Below are 19459 nucleotides of genomic sequence, written 5' to 3'. Positions count from 1 at the left end.
TCGCCATGGACGGCAAAACCTTCGCTCGCGTTGTGGCCGTCGTCTTCGTCGCCGTCGCCATGGCGGCGACGGCGCTCGAGATGAGCCGGAAGGAAGACAAGCCGGCGGGGGAGGGGCCGCACATACCGGCGGCCCCGGTGCCGCATCCGCTTCGCGATGGCCTGCGCCGCTGCCAGGTCCTCGGCGAGGCTGCCCTGCGTGACGAAGGATGCGCGCGGCTGTGGGCCGCACAGCGTGATCGCTTCCTCGGTCTCGAAAAGCCCTCGCGGAGTTCGACAAGCGAGCCGGCCGCTTCGCGGTCGCCGGATGCTGGCCTGCACGAGGCCCGATAGACATGGGCAATACCGGCGTTATCGACCAATTCCTGGCCACCTTCACCCGCTATATCGACAGCGGCTTCGGCCTGCTCGGCGGCGAGGTCGCTTTCGTCGCCACCACGCTGATCGTCATTGACGTGACGCTTGCCGCGCTCTTCTGGAGCTGGGGCGCCGATGACGACGTCCTCGCGCGGCTCGTCAAGAAGACGCTCTTCGTCGGTGTCTTCGCCTATCTGATTTCGAACTGGAATGGCCTCGCCCAAATCGTCTTCGAGAGTTTCTCCGGTCTTGGTCTCAAGGCGAGTGGAACCGGCTTCTCGGCACAGGACCTGCTGCACCCGGGCAAGGTGGCGCAAACCGGCCTCGACGCCGGACGACCATTGCTTGAGGCGATCTCCGGTTTGATGGGTTACATCTCCTTCTTTGAAAACTTCATCCAGATCGCTTGCCTGCTCTTTGCGTGGGCGCTCGTCCTGCTCGCCTTCTTCATCCTGGCGGTGCAGCTCTTTGTGACGCTGATCGAGTTCAAGCTGGCGACGCTGGCCGGCTTCGTGCTGATCCCCTTCGGCCTCTTCGGCAAGACGGCCTTCATGGCCGAACGCGTGCTCGGCAACGTCATCTCGTCCGGCATCAAGGTTCTGGTGCTTGCCGTGGTCATCGGCATCGGATCCACGCTCTTCGGCGAATTCACCCAAGGCTTCGGCGGCGAGAACCCCACCATCGACCAGGCCATGGCGATCGTCCTGGCGGCGCTGTCGCTGCTTGGCCTCGGAATCTTCGGTCCCGGCATTGCCAACGGCCTCGTCGCGGGTGGACCGCAGCTCGGCGCCGGTGCGGCCGTCGGGACTGGCCTTGCCGCCGGCGGCATCGCAGTTGCAGGCTACGGAGCAGGCGGCCTCGCGGCACGAGGCGCGACAGCCGCATTCGCGGGGGCGGCGTCAACCGTGCGTGGGGGGACATCACTCGCTGGTGGAGGTTCGGCCGCTTACAGGCTTGGCGCCGCCGGCCAGTCGGGCGTGGCAGGCGTCGCCTCAGGCTTGGGCGGCATTGCGCGCGCTGGCGCTTCGGCGGCAGCCTCTCCGCTCAAGCGCGCCGCCGCAAACACCGGTCAATCGCTCAAGTCAAACTTTGCCTCTGGCGCCGGTTCGGCCGCTGAAATCACCGGCGGTTCGCCGACCATGGGAACGATCGGCGGCGCTGCGGCGTCAACGGCGGCGGCTGCTTCCGGCGCGGGCAAGCCATCCAGCGCCCAAGGAGAGCCCGAATGGGCCAGACGCCTGCATCGTTCCCAGCGCCTCGCCCACGGCGCCCAGACCGCCGCCCACGCGGTGCGCGCCGGCGACAGCCATGGCGGCGGAGCCTCGATTTCTCTTTCAGAAGGCGAATGACCGATGAACATCTTTAGGCGCCCCGCCGTCCACTACGGCAAGAGCCCTCGACCGGAAACTCCCTATCAAAAGGCGGAGCAGATATGGGATGAACGCATCGGCTCCGCACGCGTGCAGGCACGCAACTGGCGCGCCATGGCGTTCGGGTCGCTCATCCTGTCGGCGGGGCTCGCCACGTCACTGGTCTGGCAGTCGGGCCGCAGCACTGTCGTGCCCTGGGTCGTGCAGGTCGATAAGCTGGGGCAGGCTCAAGCGATCGAGCCCGCAACCGCCGGCTATAAGCCGACCGATCCGCAGATCGCGTGGCATCTCGCCCGCTTTGTCGAGCAGGTACGCTCCATCCCCGCTGACCCAATCATCCTGCGCCAGGACTGGCTGCGGGCCTATGAGTGGACCACCGATCAGGGCGCGGCGGCGCTCAACGACTATGCTCGCGCTGCGGATCCTTTCTCCAAGGTAGGCAAGCAGCAGGTCGCGGTGGACGTTTCTTCGGTGATCAGAGCCTCGCCGGGCTCCTTTCGTGTCGCCTGGATGGAGCACCACTACGAAAACGGTCAGCTTTCAGGCACCGAGCGCTGGACCGCGATCCTAACAATCGTGACGCAGATGCCAAGCGACGCCGAACGGCTTCGCGCCAATCCCCTCGGCATTTACGTCAACGCCATCAACTGGTCGCGGGAGATGAGCCAATGAGCCCGACATCGCGTCTTGTTTCCGGCACGACTTTCTCGAGATATCTTCTATCGGCCATGCTGGGGACGACGCTGCTTGCGGCTTGCGCCACGCCTGCGAAGAAGCCGCCGAAATTCAGCTACGATACCTATGTTCCGCCGTTGCCGCCGGCTCCGGCCGCCGCGACCGACCAAAGGCCGAAACCTCTTCGCGTGCCACCAGGCTGGGCGCCCGCGCGGGGCGGCGCCATCGGGCAAACGCCGGCAGCCCGTGTCGAGAACGCAAACGCCGCGGCGCGCGTGGAACCGCGCCGTGAGGGCTACTATAACGCGATTCAGATCTACCCATGGAGCGAAGGAGCGCTCTATCGGGTCTACGCGTCACCTGGCCAGATAACGGACATCGCGCTTGAGCCGGGCGAGAGCCTGACCGGAGACGGTCCGATCGCGGCTGGTGATACCGCGCGCTGGATCATCGGCGACACCGAAAGCGGGTCCGGCATTGCCCGACGCGTCCACGTCCTGGTGAAACCCTCGCGGGCGGACATCACAACGAACCTTATCATCGCCACGGACCGGCGCAGCTATATGCTTGAGTTACGGGCAGGCGTGAAGCCCTACATGCCCGCCGTTGCGTGGTCCTACCCAGCTCTGAAAGAGAGCCTTCTGCAAACGGTCGCCACAACACCGGTCATACCGGACGTTACAGTCCGAAACTATCGCTACGGCCTCACCGGCGACAGCCCGCCCTGGAAGCCGGTGAACGCCTACGACGACGGCCGCAGGGTATACATCGAGTTTCCACGCGGCATCGTGCAAGGCGAGATGCCGCCGATTTTCGTTATCGGCGCGGACGGCGAGGCTGAAATCACCAACAGCCGCGTCTATCAAAACATCCTCATCGTCGATCGCCTTTTTGGTGCGGCCGAACTGCGTCTTGGCGCCGGCAAACGGCAGCAGGCGGTCAGGATCGTGCGTGTCGATAGAAGAACCGATGGGCTGCGGCGGGGCCCAAGCGACAGCGCCGCGTCAAAGCTGCCGAACGCAACGCACACGGGAGCGCCGCAGCCATGAACGAGAAGAACATGGCCGTCGAACCCATGCGGCTTCGCGCCGACCCGCCGCGTGTGACGCGTCTGTCGCGCAAGATGCTCGCAGGCATCGGCTTCGTCGCCTCGCTCGGTGTCGGCGGTGCGCTGATTTACGCTCTGCAGGATGCCAACACGCTCAAGCAGGGCGAGGAGCTCTACCCAACCTCCAATCGGCCGCCCGCCGATGGACTGGCAACACTGCCGCGCGACTATGCCGGCCCGATCCTTGGGCCGCCGCTGCCTGGCGATCTCGGCAGGCCGATCCTCGATGCTCAGAACAACGGGCAGGCGGTCGTGCCGCCCTCAATCGCAAGCCCCGCGATTGACGAAGCCGAGCAGCGCCGACGAGCCGATGAGGAAGCGGCCAGAACCTCGCGCGTCTTCTTCCAGACAGGGCAAGGAGATCCCAGGCCCGCCGAAGCGTCCGCTCCTGCTGTTAACGACTTTGCCGATCAGTACGGTCAGCCAAGTGCGCAGGATCGCCAGCTTTCCTTCCTGTCCGCCGCCGCTGACCGGCGGACCGTGGCCCCGGATCACATCACGCCGCCCGCGTCACCCTATGTGCTTCAAGCCGGTGCCGTGATCCCGGCCGCGCTCATTACCGGCATCCGCTCGGACCTTCCCGGACAGATCAGCGCTCAGGTGACCGAAAATGTCTATGATAGTCCCACCGGCCGCTCGCTGCTCGTCCCGCAAGGCGCTCGTATCATTGGGCAGTACGACAGCGGAATTGGTTCCGGGCAGCGCCGCGTGCTGCTTGTCTGGAACAGGCTGATCTTTCCCGACGGGCGCTCCGTCGTGCTGGAGCGGCAGCCCGGCGCGGAAGCCCAGGGCTATGCCGGCCTGGAGGATGGCGTTGACTATCACTGGGGCGAGTTGTTCAAGGCCGCGGCGTTGTCGACCATTCTGAGCATAGGCGCACAAGCCGGTTCTTCCGATCAAGACAGCGATATCGTGCGCGCTCTGCGAAGCGGCGCTTCCGATAGCGTCAGCCAGGTAGGCCAGCAGGTGGTTCAGCGGCAACTCGCTATGGCACCGACGCTCACGATCGGGCCGGGGTTTCCCGTTCGCGTCCTTGTCACCCGCGACCTTGCCCTTGAACCATACGGAGGTTGACATGGCCAAGTTGAAACTCGCAACGATTGCTGACGACAAGCCAGTGAAGATTACGGTGGAACTGCCGGCGCCCCTGCATCGCGATTTGGTGAAATACGCAGAGATACTCGGGCGCGAGACCGGGCGGCCATCTGCCGATCCATCGCGCTTGATTGCGCCGATGCTTGAACGGTTCATCGCAACGGACCGCGGCTTCGCGAAAGCGAAGAAGGAGCAGGCTTGAACCGAGCTTTCCGATGGCCCATGACCGGCGAGCGTTGAGCCGAGACGCCGATAGGATGCTCTTCTGCGATGGTTACATCCTGCGCGTCAGTCGCACGATAATCCGACGCCGGTCGGAAAGGTGGGAATGCCGTCGATTTTCTGCTGTGTGGGTGGGGCGGAATGAGAGAAGTTTAAGGAGCGGCGCTATGTCTGGCTCTCGCAATTGGTCAAGCTCGACGATGAAGCCAGAACATACATCGACGGGAAATGGCTGCGGTTGTCGTCTCATCGACAGATGAGCTGCATGATGTGATGGAGTCTGACTATGAAGCGCCCGCCGCCGTCGCACTGCAATTCGACATCAAGCCCGTAGCGGAAGGCGCCGAGGCGCTAGTCTAGCCACTGCCTGAGAACCGAAAGAGCGTCACGCCTGCAATTTACCCCGAGCCAACAAATATCTGAGGAGGCAATTCCAATGAAAGCAATCGTTGTTGGAGACCAGACGGCGGGAACAGCCGGAATGAAGCTTGTGGAGCGGCCCGAGCCGCAAGCCGCGATAAACGACGTTGTCGTTCAGGTGCACGCGGCGGGCTTCGTCAACACCGAACTGGAGTGGCCTTCGACCTGGGCGGATCGGGGCTTTCGTGACCGGACACCATCGATCCTCGGCCATGAATTGGCCGGTGTGGTTACCGCGCTTGGCTACGGTACCACGGGGCTGTCGATCGGTCAGCGAGTGTTCGGCCTGTCGGACTGGCATCGCGACGGCACGCTCGCCGAGTACGTCGCAATGGAGGCACGCAACCTTGCGCCACTGCCCGGCGATGTCGACTTCACGGTGGGCGCAAGCCTGCCGATCTCGGGCTTGACTGCATGGCAGGGGCTGTTCCAGCACGGCCGCCTTCAGGCGGGGCAGAGCGTGCTTGCGCATGGCGCGGCCGGTGCCGTCGGTTCGATCGTGGCGCAGCTCGCACGGGAAGCCGGAGCCTATGTCATCGGCACCGGACGCGCCGCCGACCGCCAGAAGGCTCTCGACTTCGGTGCACACGAATTCGTCGACCTCGGGAACGACAGTCTGGAGGACATCGGCGGCGTCGATCTGGTGTTCGATGTCATCGGCGGGGGTGTCCAGAAGCGGTCGGCAGCGCTGATCCGGGCAGGGGGAACACTGGTGACCGTCGTCGGCCCGACGGATGTTCGACCTTCAGAAGGCCTGACGATCGACTTCGTCGTCGAGTCCGATCGCGCCCAACTGGGTGAGATCGTCCAGCGGGTGCGCGACGGACGGCTGCGGACGAACATCGGCAAGGTCTCGAGCCTGGATGATGCCGTTGCAATCTTCAACGCAAGCGAGCGGCGCACCGGAAAGACGGTCATCCGCATTCGTCCGTAAAAGCTCGGGAGGGCGGCCGAAACCCTAACCTGAGGCCGTGCTGCTGAACCAGCCGGGAAGGCTTGGAGAACTCCCTCACCCTGCTGCAGCGCGCGACGCCCCGTTAGTGCCAAGTGACTACGAACCACAAGCGATTTGACGGCCTGAACGCGGGTGATGTCTCATACGAATGTGCGTCCTGAAGGGCCGCTGGTACGACATCCAGACGAGCGAAGCAGGTCATCGAAGAGGACGAGACCGGCGACGACGTGAGCCGGGAGACGTGCCCCGCTTCATGCAGCCGGACGAGACGGTGGCGAAGACCGGCGCCAATTCCGATCGCGTCGACGGCGCGTGCAGCGGGTTCTGGCTCGGTCACCCATACAAAGAGAGCCGCTTTGCGATCATAGGCCTGCGGGCCGGCGTCAATGGCGGCTACACCATCGCACCGATCACCAACACGCTCGACCGAGGCAGCGGCTACACCAGCCAGACCTCGCTGGGCAATCCGCAAGGCTCGGCCGGGGCGGACAGCCGCTAGTCCGAGAGCAGTTTCACCATCGTCAGGCGCATGCTTGCCAGTCTTCGTGCCGAACTATGAAATGCCTCCCGCTCGGCTTCGAGCAGAAATTCAAGCGTCATCACGTCAAGCAGGAATTCATCCACCGCTTCAGCCAGTTCGTGCGACTTGCCTTTGATTTGAGCAAGCAGCGCGCGTGACTCCGCGACCAGGTTGGCGCCGCCGTCCTCGATCAGCCCCTCAAGCTTACTGAAGCAGTCCAAATCTGAAGTCCCCTGCGGCGACCCTCAATCGCCGACGAGCCGGAAAGTTCCCAAGCGAAACAAAAATTCGATGACCGCATCTCGCGAGCAGGGATCGCTCGACGAGCTCTTCGAAATCTAGACCGCCAGTATCGAGCACCCATGGCTAGTGCGGATGCCTAAGGCGATCGCAGGTGACAGTGGACATCCGCGCACTGGCAATGACGGGACTATGCTCGCCCGCTGCGCGGCGAACATCTTCGGAAGATGTTTCCCGGTCCCGCCTTATGAGTTGCCCGGCAAGACCTTTGTCTCGGGAGTAGTGCGACTGAGGAGTGAGGCTCAGTTATTTCGGGAACGACACACGCGCTTTGTTGTTTTGTGATCGGCCTGCCGCGTACGTTGCACTTTGCGCACCCAGGCTACTCCAGCACCTGCCCGTCGGCCTCTGCCGGCGGGCTTTTTCTTTTCTTGACAAGGGGCGCAACCAAAGGCGAGTTTGACCGCATTTGAGGGATCATCCGATTTGGGAGGGTCTCGTGCCAATTCGTCAAAGAGCCCGAGAAGCTGGCATCTTCAGTTCTTCGGACCTGGAGTTGCTCGGTCGCGTGTTCGACAAATTGAAGGTCGAACATCAGTCTCCCGAGCGACGCGAAGCTCTCGCGTCTCGCCTTCTGGCCAACTACCTGGCAGGGATCAGGGAGGAGGCTGAACTGCTGTCAGTGTCAAAACTGCCACTCGGTCGCTAGTTTAGGCTGACCGTCCCGGGAAGAGGAGCAAAAGCAGTTTGAGGAAGATGGCCCGTCGGCTCGGTCGGCGGGCTTTCTCGCTTTCTGCTACGCCTGATCCTCACCCGAGACCTTCCCGCTCACAACCAGTTCGGCGCGATGCATGGAGTTTCCGATGTGTCGCAAAGGAAGAGACGACAAGAAAGACCTGCCTGATCCATAGGCTCGGCGGACGGGCGTTTCCAAAGACCCAGCCCGAGAGCTTATTGACAGACGACAGACCCGTCGACCATCTGCGGGGCTTCGACGCGCACGGCATCGGCCAGCACGGGCGCGGTGCCGGTGGCAAGCGCGCTGGCGCCGACCGTGCCGACAACGGCCAGGGAAGCGACGGCGGCCATCAGGCGCTTGCGGGTGCTGGAAGATATGCTGGGGGAATTTTTCATGATCTCGTATCCTCTTCAAGATTGTGCCCTGAAGGGCGTCCTGTTTAAGAAGAATAGAGAGGGGAACATTACGATGTCATATCCAGTGCATGAATCTTTAGTAAGGTTTGGCCGTACAGTACAGACTTTAAAATGGTCTGGTTGCGGCCATCCATGTAGGGACCGGAAGCTTCGATCTCAGACAAAGCCCGTTCATCAGCGGCTCTTACGCTCTAATCTCCTGCCTCTGGAATGAAACGTAGGCGATGGTGAACAGCACCAGAAGTGCTGCGATCATGCCGGCGAGCTGCGGCCAGATGAGGGCGACGCTCAGCGAAAAGGGCAGGGGGGCGCCCATCAGTGCCCCGCTCAACTGATCGGTAAACAGCAGACCGAGCGAACGCGTTGCCGGATTGAGCAGGGCCAGCGTGGTTTCTCCGTAGAGGGTGTTGGGCGAGATGCGTGCGATGGCCTGCTGAACATCGATCTGATGAACTGCCGTCAAGGGATCGAGCGGGTCGACCGGCGCGACGGCTCCGGCAATGAGCGGCGCCAGCATGGGCCAGAACACCGTGAACAGCAGCCATGCCGTGAGCGCGCAAAGCGCCGACGTTGCCGGCGATTTGACGATTGTGGAGAAGGCCATCGCTACCGCCAGCCAGACGCCGGCGTAAACGAATGAGGCGAACAGGAAGGCAAGACCGCGGGTGATCTCCTCACTGCTCGGTGGCAGCCCCAGCAGGAGCATGCCAAGACCGGTCACTAGCAGCCAGAGAGCCAGCAAGCATATGGCGATCACCAACAAACCGCCCATGAACTTGCCGGTAAGAAGCGCGTCACGATAGATCGGCTGTGACAGGACGCGCGACAGCGTACGGCGATTGTATTCGCCATTGATGGCGTCAAAGCCAAGCGCAATAGCCACCAGAGGCACCAGGAAGCCGAGGAAGAATACGAAGGATGGCAATGGTTGTTGCGCGGTGGTGAAAAGGCGCAGGAAGAGGAACTGGTCCTCACCGACTGTGGCCTTGATCTGCCCGATCGCGGCATAGACCGAGCCGATGGCGGTGAGGAGCACCAGGACCATCACCAGATGAATGCGAATGCTGTTCATATGATCGGCTGCTTCCTTGAGCGCGATCGTCGACAGGCCGGCAAACGGCGATCCTTCACGCCGCGACGTCATGGTTTTCTCCCTCGAAAAAGCGAACATAGACCTCGTCGAGAGTGGCCTTGCGCATGGATATGGAATGAAGTACTCCGCCGGCGCCAACGATATGATGCGCAACGTCCGCCCTCACATCCGCGTCGGCGTCGATGCGCCATCGGCGGTCCTGCAAGGGCGTCAGGCCGGACACGTGCCGCACCCCGGCCAGGACCTTCACCAGATCCGCATTCTCGGTTTCGACTTCGATCCTGAACGTGCCGCCGAGGACGTTGGCGGTGAGCTCTTCGACCCGGCCGACGAGGCCGACTTGGCCCCTACGGAAAAGGGCCACCCGGTCGCAGATCGTCTGCATCATCGCGAGTTGATGGGAGGACAGCACGAACGTCACGCCCTCGCCCGCAAGCTCGCGGATCAAGTCCAGCAGCTCCTGGGTCGACTGGGGGTCGAGACCGGAAGTCGGCTCGTCGAGAATGGCGATCTCCGCCTTTTTGACCAGCACCTCCGCCAGCCCGAGCCGCTGGCGCATGCCGCGCGAGAAAGTCGCGACGCGGCGATTGGCGACCTCCTCGAGCCGCACCCTCCCGAGGGCGCCGGCGATGCGCCCGTCGGCCTCTTTCGATATGACGCCCGCAAGCCTTGCGGTGTAGGCGAGATTTTCCCATGCAGTCAGATGATCATAAAAGCCGATCTGGTCCGGCAGGTAGCCGACCCGCGTTTTGACGGCCAGCGGCTGGCGCAACGGATCGAGTCCGAGCACACTGATCGAGCCCGCAGTCGGTTCCGTGAGACCGAGAAGCAAGAGGATGGTGGTGGTCTTTCCTGAGCCATTAGGGCCTAGCAGGCCGAACACCTCGCCCTTCTCGACCGCGAGGTCGATGCCATCAACCGCCGCGAAACGACCGTAGCGCTTAATAAGGCCGCGCGCTTCTATGACCGTCGTCATCGGCGTCCATACCGCGTTACGGCAAACGCGAGCATCAGCGCAGAGGCGCCGATAACCCCGAGGCCAGTCACGCCCCACAGCGTGGATGTGCGCACCGTCACCCGGAAATTGGCGCTATCGGATGCGCCATCTCCATTGGCGCGGACCGAGACCATATAGTCGCCGGCGATCGCCTGGTTCGAAGGTGTCATTGAGACGCCGACATTGGATGTTCCGCCTGGTGCGATCTCGTCGACTTTCTCTGGATTGAAGGTGACTTTCCAGCCAGCTGGCGGGCTTGCGGAAAGCTTCAGATCGCGGGCAGGGGCCGACCCGCTGTTCGACAGTGTGAATGTGAAGGTGCGCTCCTGACCCGCCGTGGCATCGCCCGAAAGCCGGCCCTGGGGACCTGAAAGAGAAACGGATGGCCTGCCGGTGATGTCGAGCAGCAGTCTGGTATCGGCGCTGGCGCCGCCGCCGCTGGCGGCTACGGCCACCGGATACTGGCCCGCCTGGGCGTTGTCGGGCGGCTGGACGCTGATGGACAGCGTTTTCGATTCTCCCGCCTTCAGCGGCAAACTGGTCAGTTCCTGCGAGCCGTAGCCCTGCTTGAAGGTCACCTGGAAGCCGGGTGGCGCCTTCGAAAGCAGGTTGACGGTCGAATCCTCCTGGCCGTCGTTCTTGATGTCGACCTGGAAGTCGAAAGCCGATTTGGCGGTGCCGCGCAACGCCGGGAGTTTGGGTTCCAGCGTCAGCTTTGCAGGCTCGGTCTTGGTGAGCGTCATCGCCATCGGCAATTTCAAAGCCTCGGCGGAGGTCTTGCCGGACACGGCAAAGTTGACCCCTTTGCCGATATCGCCTTCAGGCGGCGTCAATTTTAGCGTCAGGCCCACCGTGCCATCAGGATCTGCGATTGCCGCCGTAACGGGTTTGCCGCCGCCGTCGATCTCCCACTTCCAGCCACCGGGCAGGCCATCGACTCCGAACTCGACGCGTTGAGGCGGCAGTCCGCGGTTAGCCAGCTTCAAGGGCACGCTGACGTTCTTCCCGGCCTGGGCCGAGAACTCCGGATAGGGCGTGGTCAGCCATAAGCCGGTCGGCGACTGAGCAGCGGCACTCGCGGCGGACTGTGCGTGTGCCTGGGGCACAGTTGAAGCCAGGCCGATTGCCGTCAGGCCTGCTGCGATCCAAGTTGTCGGGGTCGAAAAGGGCGCGCGAATACCCGCAGGAATCATGCATACCTCCCGCTCATAAACCGAAAATTCTGTTTCCTTGCAACGCCTTGGAGGCATTTCGCGGGGAGAAAATTGCAGCCGCTAATGTGGCGCGAGTTGGGCGATTTCAGCCGATCAGGCTGTGTTCACGGATTTGTGCCTTTTTGTAATAGCGCGTGATGACGCGACCAGTGTCGCTCGCAGCCGAAACGGCGGTCCAACCGGCCGTGAAGCAGATGCTGTGCAATGACGAACGGCGATCTCGGGATCTTGGCAACGTTTCCACGGACACGGCATAGTCGCGGAATATTCAAACTGGGTCGCTCGTCCGCCCGACCCATCGGTTCGGTCAAAATTGCGCTACGCAACAGAACGCAGGAACGTTCCGTTTCCCCAGGCATTTCCTTAAGTCTGCATATCATCCACTCCTACTCGCCGGGGCCCGGAAAATTGTCAGCCACGGAGCATAAGCTTGCGAACCCTGACGCCGGTGAGATCTCGATCGTCGCTCTCATTCCTGCCTTGCGGGCTTTTGCGCGAACGTTCTGTCGGGAGGCCTATGACGCCGACGATCTCGTCCAGGAGACGTTAACCAAGGGACTTGCCAACCTGGACAAGTTTGAGCCGGGCACGCGCCTGAAGTCATGGCTCTTCACCATCATGCGCAACACGCACTACACGCGTGTCAAAGCGGCGGCCAGGGAGGCGCCCGGCCTGCTCGACTGCGCCTCCAGCCGGCCGATTTCGGAACCCTCCCAGGAATGGTCCGTCCAAAGCAGGGAAGTGCATCAAGCCATCCAGAAGCTGCCGTCCCATCAGCGTGAGGTTTTGATGCTGATCGGCGTGCTGGGCGTCAGCTACGAAGAAACGGCGGAGATCTGCGGTTGTGCCGTCGGAACCGTAAAAAGCCGGCTTAACCGTGCCCGTGCCGGTGTTCTGGAATTCCTGGAGGAAAACTCGCCGCAAGCGCTGATCGAGCCACGCCGTCAACTTTCGGAGCACCATTCGGATACTGGCGCGCAGGACGCCAAGACCGCCGAAGCCTACCTGCGCTGAGCTCTCCCCTCATTGCCTTCCCCTGTCTCATCAACGAGGCCCAGTTCAGGCCGAGCAGAGAAACAAGTTCGAGCGCCTGCGCTTCGGTGATACCCGCCTTTGCGACGTAGGCAGAGTGGCCCGGCAATGCCGTTCAAAGTTGTTCGTTGTCGTCTCCAGCCGCCCAGGCATGGCGCAACGAGGCGGCCGACTGTATTGGGCGCCCAAATCCCCGCAGCCGCTGCGCCACGGTATCGACCAGAACCGCATTCGATGCCGCCATCGAACCGTCCGGCTGCAGAAGATTGTTTTCGAACCCGACCCGGACGTCGCCACCAAACAATGCTCCCGCGCATACGCAAGCAGCCTCGTCACGACCGAAGGCGCAGACCATGAACGACCGGAAACGCGGAATGCCGGGTGAAAGAAACGGCAGCAGATCGTTCGGGGCAGATTGCTGTGACGCCGTATAGCGGCCGAGAACCAAAAGCACGGGAATGTGATCCCAGGGGATCAGGCCGCGCCGGTGCAGGTCGAACAGATACAAAGCCTCGTCAGGGTCGTAAAGGATGATCTGCGGCATTATGGTTTCACGCTTCAGCCAAACCAGGAATGCCGCAAAATCTGGCTCGGCATCTCTGCCGGGGACAAGCTCACGCAGCGCGAGCGATACCGCCTCGGGTCTGGTCTCGCGCACCACATCCATCTGCCTTCCAGGCTCGTACGCGCCAAGCGACTCGCTTGTGATCTGCACCACCATGCCGTCGCCGACTGCCTGGCGAACGGCAAGGATGGCAGCCCGATAGGCGTCAGGATCGAGAATGTGCAGGCCGTGCCGGTCGCGCACGTGGAGGTGGATCATTGCCGCGCCCCGCTCGAGGCACTCGGCCGCCGCTCGAGCGAGTTCGGCAGGCGTCATGGGCAAGGCCGGATGGTCGGCCTTGGTGCGCCGGCCGCCATTCGGCGCAACGGCAATGGCAACCGGCCTATCGGAGGATCGGGACATCATGTCGGGACCAGACAATTGGATCATTACGATATCTTGTGAATCACTTGTTGCAAATAGGATTGAGGCGCGCCAGACTGCCGTGATGGGTCAGGGGCCTTTGACGGAACGCATCATCGCAGAGTTCGACGGCATGTCGGCGCAGCTGCAGGCCGCAGCGCGCTACATGCTCGACCATCCGAGCGACGTGGCCCTTCTTTCGATGCGCGAACAGGCGAGGCAGGCAGGCGTGCAGCCGGCCACGATGACGCGTCTCGCCAAGCATCTCGGCTTCGAAGGTTACGACGTCATACGCGATACCTACGCGGCAGCGGTTCGGAGCGGATACCAGGGCTTTGCCGGAAAAGCCGGGATCCAGGTGCTCAGCCAGAAGCTCAGGGGCGATCGCGGCCAGGCCGCCGAGATGATGGATGCGCTCGCCGCCCACATCGACCGGCTTTCGGGGCCGGAGGTTCTGGATAGGATCGTGGCGGCCGCGAGTTGCCTCTCGTCGGCGCGGCGGATCTATTGCCTCGGCCTGCGCTCCAGCCACCCCGTCGCCTGGCACGTGCACTACGTCCTGTCGCTCGTCGGCGATCGATCGGTGCTGCTCGACGGCGTTGCCGCAACCGGTGCCGACGCGATAGGCCGCGCCACCCCCGACGACGTGCTGCTGGTGGCGAGCGTGCTCCCCTACACGCGCCAGACGGTGGAGATCGCCGAATATGCCGCCAGGCGCGGTGTTCCGGTCATTGCCATCACGGACAGCGAGGTGGCGCCGCTCGCCCAGATCGCAACGAAGGTCATCCTCGTGCCGACGCAAAGTCCGTCCTTCTTCCACACCATGGCGCCGGCCTTTGCTGTCGCAGAAATTCTGGCTGCGCTCCTTACCGGCCACGGCGGCGAGCAGACCTTGGCGGAACTGCGACGTACCGATGAGCATCACGCAGCGCTCAACGTTCACCTCAAACCGCGTCTGGGCAAGAAATGACCCATCTGCTCCACCGCACCATCAAAGGCTCGCTCCCCTTCGCAGTGGGCGGCAAGGGCATCCGAATATTCGACAGCGACGGCCGCGCTTACATCGATGCATCGGGCGGCGCGGCCGTCTCGTGCCTTGGTCATGGCCATCCAGATGTCATGGCGGCGCTGCGTGATCAGCTCGACCGCATTGCCTATGCCCATACCAGTTTCTTCACCACCGAGATTGCCGAGCGGCTGGCCGACCGCCTCGTTGAAGATGCACCCGCTGGTATCAGCCATGTCTATCTCGTCAGCGGCGGATCGGAGGCCGTCGAGGCCGCGCTGAAGATGGCGCGGCAGTATTTCGTGGAGAAAGGCGAGCAGCAGCGCCGCCACGTCATCGCCCGCCGCCAGAGTTATCACGGCAACACGCTCGGCGCGCTCGCTGCAGGGGGCAACGAATGGCGGCGGCGGCAGTTTCAGCCGCTGCTCATCGAAACCCACCACATCGATCCGTGCTTCGCCTATCGCTATCAGCTGCCCGGCGAAAGCGACGCCGAGTACGCTGCGCGAGCGGCGCAGGCCCTGGAGGACAAGATACTCGAACTCGGCGCCGGCGAGGTCATCGCCTTCGTCGCCGAAACGGTGGTCGGCGCGACTGCCGGAGCCGTGCCGCCGGTGGCTGATTACCTGAAGCGCGTCCGAGCCATTTGCGACCGCTACGGCGTCCTGCTCATCCTGGACGAGGTGATGTGCGGCATGGGCCGCACCGGCACGCTTCACGCATGCGAGCAGGAAGGCGTCGTTCCCGATCTCTTGACCATCGCCAAGGGACTCGGCGGAGGCTATCAGCCCATCGGCGCCGTGCTGCTCGGCCGGCATATCTTCGACGCCTTCGCGAATGGCTCCGGCTTCTTTCAGCACGGCCACACCTATATGGGCCATCCGATGGCCGCGGCGGCTGGGCTCGCCGTCCAGGAGGTGATCCGCCGCGACCATCTGCTCGACAACGTCAGCGCAACGGGCCTGCATCTGGAGCGGCGCCTGAGGGAACGTTTCGGGAATCATCATCATGTCGGCGACATTCGCGGCCGCGGCCTGTTCCAGGCGATCGAACTCGTGGCGGACCGTGGTTCTAAGGAGCCTTTCGATCCGGCGCTGAAACTCAACGCGCGCATCAAGCGCGAAGCGATGAACAACGGATTGATGGTCTATCCGATGGGCGGCACGATCGATGGCGCCCGCGGTGACCATGTGCTGCTCGCGCCGCCGTTCATTTCCACCAGCCAGGACATCGACGCCATCGTCGAACGGCTCGGCGATGCTGTCGATGCAGCCTTGCGCGCTCCCGATTTGGCGGGACGCGCCTGACCAGAGCCCGGCGCAAGGCCGGAGGACCACCAGGGAGGAAGTCGAATGCGTAACTTGCTGAAAACCTTAATAGCCGCCGGCACGGCGGGGTGCCTGCTTGCCGCCACACCTTCGTTTGCCGAGCAGAAGTTCATCACCATAGGCACCGGCGGTGTGACCGGTGTCTATTATGCCGTGGGCGGCGCCATCTGCCGGCTCATGAACAAAGACAGACAAAAGACCGGCATACGCTGCTCGACCGAATCGACGGGCGGGTCGGTCTTCAACGTCAACTCAATCAATACCGGCGACCTCGATTTCGGCCTTACCCAGTCCGACGTGCAGTTTCAGGCTTATAACGGCGTCGGCCCTTTCGACGGCAAGGCCATAAAGGACTTGCGCGCGGTCTTCTCGGTCCATCCTGAACCGTTCACCGTTCTGGCGCGGCCGGATGCCGGCGTGAAGGTCTTCGAGGACTTCAAGGGCAAGCGCTTCAACGTCGGCAATCCCGGCTCCGGCACGCGCTCCTCGATGGAAGAGCTGCTGAAACAGATGGGCTGGACGCTGAAGGACTTTTCGCTCGCCGCCGAGCTCAAGGCCGACGAACAGGGCAGTGCGCTTTGCGACAACAAGATCGACGGCTTCTTCTACGGCGTTGGGCATCCGTCCGCCGCGATCCAGGATCCGACCACGGCGTGCGGCGCCAAGCTCGTTCCGCTGACTGGTCCGGCCGTCGACGCGCTGGTCAAGGCACACCCCTATTATTCCGTCGCGACCATCCCCGGCGGCATGTATGCCAACAATCCCGATCCAACGACGACGTTCGGCGTGCGCGCCACCGTGGTGACGAGCGCCAAGACGCCCGACGATGTGGTCTACGAGATGGTCAAGGCGGTTTTCGAGAACTTCGACGATTTCAAGAAGCTGCATCCGGCCTTCGCCAATCTGGATCCGAAGGAGATGGTCAAGGCCGGCCTTTCGGCGCCGCTGCATCCGGGCGCCGAGCGTTACTACAAGGAGAAAGGCTGGCTATGAACCTTCGGCATGGCCAGGCTGCCTCGGAGGGCAGCCCGGCCGCAAGCCGAAACGCCAATATGAAAGAGTAGGGGCCGAAGGAGAGCGATGACAGATCAGTTCCGCCAGGTGGAAGCGCCTGAAGACGTCGACCTCGACAAGCTGAATGAGATCGTGGCGGAGGCCGACACTGGTGGGCGTAAGCCGACGGGTCTCGCCGCGTATCTCGTTCTGGCGGTGTCGCTCGCCTGGTCGCTGTTCCAGCTTTGGTACTCCTCGCCGATCCCTTACGTGCTTGGCTTTGGCGTCGTCAGCGACGGGATCGCGCGGTCCATCCATCTGGCCTTTGCACTTTTTCTGGCGCTCGTCACGTTTCCCGCCTTCAAAAGCTCCTCGCGCAATTGTGTTCCGCTGCCTGACTGGGTGCTGGCCGTCGCCGGGGCCGCCGCAGCGCTCTACCTCGTCGTATTCTACAGTGAGATTGCAACGCGGCCCGGGCTTCCCACGACGGCGGACCTCATCATCTCCATCGTTGGAATTGTCGTCCTGATGGAAGCTGCCCGGCGCGCCGTCGGCCCGGCAATCACCGTCATAGCCGGGCTGATGCTGATCTACATCTTCGTTGGGCCCTATATGCCCGGCCTGCTGGCGCACAAGGGTGCCACTCTGTCGCGCGCGGCCTCGCAGATGTGGCTCACCTCCGAGGGCGTGTTCGGCGTAGCGCTCGGCGTCTCGACCAACGTTGTTTTCATGTTCGTGCTGTTTGGAACATTGTTGGAGCGAGCGGGGGCAGGTGGCTACTTCATCCTGCTTGCCTTCTCCATCCTCGGCAAGTATCGCGGCGGCCCCGCCAAGGCCGGGGTCGTGGCCTCTGGCCTGACGGGAATGATCTCCGGATCGTCGATCGCCAATGTCGTCACCACCGGCACCTTCACCATTCCACTGATGAAGCGCGTCGGCTACACGCCGGTCAAAGCCGGCGCGATCGAATGCGCGGCCGGCGTCAACGGGCAGCTCATGCCGCCCGTGATGGGAGCGGCCGCCTTCCTCATCGCCGAATATGTCGGCATTTCCTACGCCGAAGTAGTCAAGCACGCCTTCTTTCCCGCGCTGCTCACCTATGGCTCGCTCTTCTATATCGTCGATATCGAAGCGATGAAAATGGGGTTGAAGGGTCTGCCGTCGCGCAGCCGACATCCCGCCTTGCAAGGGGCCGTGCGCTCTCTGATGGGTATCTGCGCGTTCGTGATTCTGGCTGGCCTCGTCTATTACGGCATCGGATGGACAAAGACTTTCTTCGGGAGCGCCGCCACGTGGATGATCGTCGCGGCGCTCATCATCGTCTACGTCGTTCTCGTCGCCTACAGGGCGAAGCATCCCGACCTGCCCCTGGAGAGCCTCAAAGGCGACATTCGGGAAATACCCCATTTCGGCGAGACGGCACGAACCGGGCTGCATTTCCTGCTGCCGGTCGTGCTCCTCATCTGGTGCCTGATGGTGGAAGAGCTTTCGCCAGGCCTCTCCGCCTTCTGGGGCTCCGCCGCGCTGATGGCGCTGGTCGTCACGCAGCGCCCGTTGACGGCGTTCTTCCGCGCGGAGCGTCAGCTTGCGCCGCGTTGGCGGGAAGGCTTCGTCGATCTCATCGAGGGGCTGTCGGCGGCCGCACGCAACATGACCACGGTCGGCATCGCCACGGCAACGGCCGGCATCATCGTCGGCACGGTGCTCCTGACCGGCGTCGGTCTGGTAATGACCGAGCTTGTCGAATTCATCTCGGCCGGCAGCTTCATGATCATGCTGCTGTTCACCGCCGTTATCTGCCTCATTCTGGGAATGGGCATGCCGACCACCGCCAGCTATGTCGTCGTGGCGACGCTGATGGCTCCGGTGATGGTCAATCTCGCGGCGCAGAACGACCTGGCCGTGCCGCTGGTGGCGGTGCACCTTTTTGTCTTCTATTTCGGACTGATGGCCGACGTGACGCCCCCCGTCGGTCTTGCTGCATACGCAGCCGCCGCGATTTCCGGCGCCGATCCTGTGAAGACTGGCTTTCAGGGATTCAAGTACGAAATCAGGACGGGGCTGTTGCCGTTCATCTTCATCTTCAACAACGGCCTGCTTATGATCGACCTGCAGGGCCCGCTGGATTTTGTCCTCGTCGTAGGCACATCCGCGCTGGCAATGATCGCCTTCGTTGCAGCGACGCAGAACTGGTTCCTCGTTCGAAATCGCTGGTACGAGGCCATAGCCCTCTTGCTGATCTGCTTCACGCTGTTCCGGCCCGGCTACTGGCTCGATCTGGTCGATGAGCCCTTTGTTGAAAAACCCGTGTCGCAGTTGAACCAGACTGTTGATGCGACGCCGGCGGGGCAGGCGGTTCGCCTCAGGTTGAAGACGGTCAACATCAATGGGGACGAGATCGAGAAGCTGGTCAGGCTCGATCTCGCCGAAGGCAAGAATGCCACGGAGCGGCTGGAGAGCGCAGGACTGAGCGTCAGTGAGCTGGGTGATAGCATGACGGTCGGCATCGTGCGGCTCGGAAGCCAGGCGGCGAAGTTCGGGCTGCAGCCCGGTGACGAAATCACCGGGGTCATGGTGCCAAACGACCGTCCATCGCGCTACTGGTTCGTGCTTCCCGCGCTTTGCCTGTTCGGTCTGGTTTTCTGGCTACAGAGGCGCCGAAAGCAGGCCGCCTTGCCAGTTGGAGCCGTTCCCTGAGGTATTGCCCTGTGTT

General features: G+C 62.9%; 19 protein-coding genes and 1 pseudogene. 14 read left to right on the top strand and 6 right to left on the bottom strand.

Annotated elements, in window-relative coordinates; genetic code table 11:
• Positions 1 to 5: 5 nt before the first annotated feature.
• The 9 genes and pseudogenes from trbK-alt (at position 6) to FJ425_RS00885 (ending at position 6700) form a co-directional block, all read left to right on the top strand.
• The gene (gene trbK-alt / locus FJ425_RS00925) at positions 6 to 332 is read left to right on the top strand and encodes a putative entry exclusion protein TrbK-alt (protein WP_140721031.1); all 327 of its coding nucleotides are present in this window, start codon (positions 6 to 8) and stop codon (positions 330 to 332) included.
• Between the two features lie 2 nt (positions 333 to 334).
• Entirely contained in the window at positions 335 to 1705 is a 1371-nt protein-coding gene (gene trbL, locus FJ425_RS00920; protein WP_140721028.1) for a P-type conjugative transfer protein TrbL, read from the top strand.
• 3 nt (positions 1706 to 1708) lie between these two features.
• On the top strand, positions 1709 to 2398 hold the full coding sequence (gene trbF, locus FJ425_RS00915; protein ID WP_140721025.1) for a conjugal transfer protein TrbF: 690 nt from the start codon (positions 1709 to 1711) through the stop codon (positions 2396 to 2398).
• A complete protein-coding gene (gene trbG / locus FJ425_RS00910) occupies positions 2395 to 3450 on the top strand; it encodes a P-type conjugative transfer protein TrbG (RefSeq protein ID WP_140721022.1) in 1056 nt (351 codons plus the stop codon). The genes trbF and trbG overlap by 4 nt, the downstream gene beginning before the upstream one ends.
• Positions 3447 to 4583: a TrbI/VirB10 family protein gene (locus FJ425_RS00905; RefSeq protein WP_140546206.1), complete on the top strand. Its 1137-nt coding sequence runs from the start codon at positions 3447 to 3449 to the stop codon at positions 4581 to 4583. The genes trbG and FJ425_RS00905 overlap by 4 nt, the downstream gene beginning before the upstream one ends.
• Before the next feature lies 1 nt (position 4584).
• On the top strand, positions 4585 to 4806 hold the full coding sequence (locus tag FJ425_RS00900) for a DUF2274 domain-containing protein (protein WP_041002529.1): 222 nt from the start codon (positions 4585 to 4587) through the stop codon (positions 4804 to 4806).
• Positions 4807 to 4953: 147 nt separating this feature from the next.
• A pseudogene (locus FJ425_RS32445) lies at positions 4954 to 5160 on the top strand (DUF3788 family protein); the annotation flags it as partial.
• A gap of 102 nt (positions 5161 to 5262) precedes the next feature.
• On the top strand, positions 5263 to 6180 hold the full coding sequence (locus tag FJ425_RS00890; protein WP_140546205.1) for an NADP-dependent oxidoreductase: 918 nt from the start codon (positions 5263 to 5265) through the stop codon (positions 6178 to 6180).
• A gap of 262 nt (positions 6181 to 6442) precedes the next feature.
• Complete coding sequence (locus FJ425_RS00885) at positions 6443 to 6700, top strand: hypothetical protein (protein ID WP_140721019.1); 258 nt, start codon at positions 6443 to 6445, stop codon at positions 6698 to 6700.
• On the opposite strand, the gene FJ425_RS00880 is transcribed toward FJ425_RS00885, so the two are convergent.
• The 5 genes from FJ425_RS00880 to FJ425_RS00855 all read right to left on the bottom strand — a co-directional run bounded on the left by FJ425_RS00880 (position 6697) and on the right by FJ425_RS00855 (position 11456).
• Positions 6697 to 6942 (bottom strand): hypothetical protein, encoded by a 246-nt coding sequence (locus FJ425_RS00880; protein ID WP_140721016.1) that lies wholly within the window; start codon positions 6940 to 6942, stop codon positions 6697 to 6699. The two genes, FJ425_RS00885 and FJ425_RS00880, sit on opposite strands and share 4 nt — an antisense overlap.
• Before the next feature lie 970 nt (positions 6943 to 7912).
• On the bottom strand, positions 7913 to 8095 hold the full coding sequence (locus tag FJ425_RS00870) for a hypothetical protein (RefSeq protein ID WP_140546201.1): 183 nt from the start codon (positions 8093 to 8095) through the stop codon (positions 7913 to 7915).
• A 205-nt stretch (positions 8096 to 8300) separates the two neighbouring features.
• Positions 8301 to 9260, bottom strand: a complete 960-nt coding sequence (locus FJ425_RS00865; RefSeq protein ID WP_140721585.1) for an ABC transporter permease — start codon at positions 9258 to 9260, stop codon at positions 8301 to 8303.
• Positions 9244 to 10185, bottom strand: coding sequence for an ABC transporter ATP-binding protein (locus FJ425_RS00860; protein WP_140546200.1), 942 nt, complete (start codon positions 10183 to 10185; stop codon positions 9244 to 9246). Before FJ425_RS00860 ends, FJ425_RS00865 begins: the two co-directional genes overlap by 17 nt.
• Positions 10182 to 11456: an NEW3 domain-containing protein gene (locus FJ425_RS00855; RefSeq protein ID WP_246676527.1), complete on the bottom strand. Its 1275-nt coding sequence runs from the start codon at positions 11454 to 11456 to the stop codon at positions 10182 to 10184. The genes FJ425_RS00860 and FJ425_RS00855 overlap by 4 nt, the downstream gene beginning before the upstream one ends.
• A gap of 372 nt (positions 11457 to 11828) precedes the next feature.
• Here FJ425_RS00855 and FJ425_RS00850 point away from each other — a divergent pair, with 372 nt between their 5' ends.
• The gene (locus tag FJ425_RS00850; protein WP_140546214.1) at positions 11829 to 12434 is read left to right on the top strand and encodes a sigma-70 family RNA polymerase sigma factor; all 606 of its coding nucleotides are present in this window, start codon (positions 11829 to 11831) and stop codon (positions 12432 to 12434) included.
• A 133-nt stretch (positions 12435 to 12567) separates the two neighbouring features.
• Here the strand turns inward: FJ425_RS00850 and FJ425_RS00845 are convergent, their stop codons facing one another.
• Positions 12568 to 13422: a 3-keto-5-aminohexanoate cleavage protein gene (locus FJ425_RS00845; protein WP_140546213.1), complete on the bottom strand. Its 855-nt coding sequence runs from the start codon at positions 13420 to 13422 to the stop codon at positions 12568 to 12570.
• 82 nt (positions 13423 to 13504) lie between these two features.
• On the opposite strand from FJ425_RS00845, the gene FJ425_RS00840 reads away from it, so the two are divergent.
• The 4 genes from FJ425_RS00840 to FJ425_RS00825 all read left to right on the top strand — a co-directional run bounded on the left by FJ425_RS00840 (position 13505) and on the right by FJ425_RS00825 (position 19443).
• Positions 13505 to 14389: a MurR/RpiR family transcriptional regulator gene (locus FJ425_RS00840; protein ID WP_140721013.1), complete on the top strand. Its 885-nt coding sequence runs from the start codon at positions 13505 to 13507 to the stop codon at positions 14387 to 14389.
• A complete protein-coding gene (locus tag FJ425_RS00835) occupies positions 14386 to 15732 on the top strand; it encodes an aspartate aminotransferase family protein (protein WP_140721010.1) in 1347 nt (448 codons plus the stop codon). Before FJ425_RS00840 ends, FJ425_RS00835 begins: the two co-directional genes overlap by 4 nt.
• 45 nt (positions 15733 to 15777) lie before the next feature.
• Entirely contained in the window at positions 15778 to 16746 is a 969-nt protein-coding gene (locus FJ425_RS00830) for a TAXI family TRAP transporter solute-binding subunit (RefSeq protein WP_140721008.1), read from the top strand.
• Between the two features lie 87 nt (positions 16747 to 16833).
• Entirely contained in the window at positions 16834 to 19443 is a 2610-nt protein-coding gene (locus FJ425_RS00825) for a TRAP transporter permease (protein WP_140721005.1), read from the top strand.
• Positions 19444 to 19459: the final 16 nt, after the last annotated feature.

Origin of the sequence: Mesorhizobium sp. B2-7-2, from assembly GCF_006440775.1 — a bacterium.
Taxonomy (GTDB): domain Bacteria; phylum Pseudomonadota; class Alphaproteobacteria; order Rhizobiales; family Rhizobiaceae; genus Mesorhizobium.
This window is presented reverse-complemented; position numbering and strand designations above follow the sequence as displayed.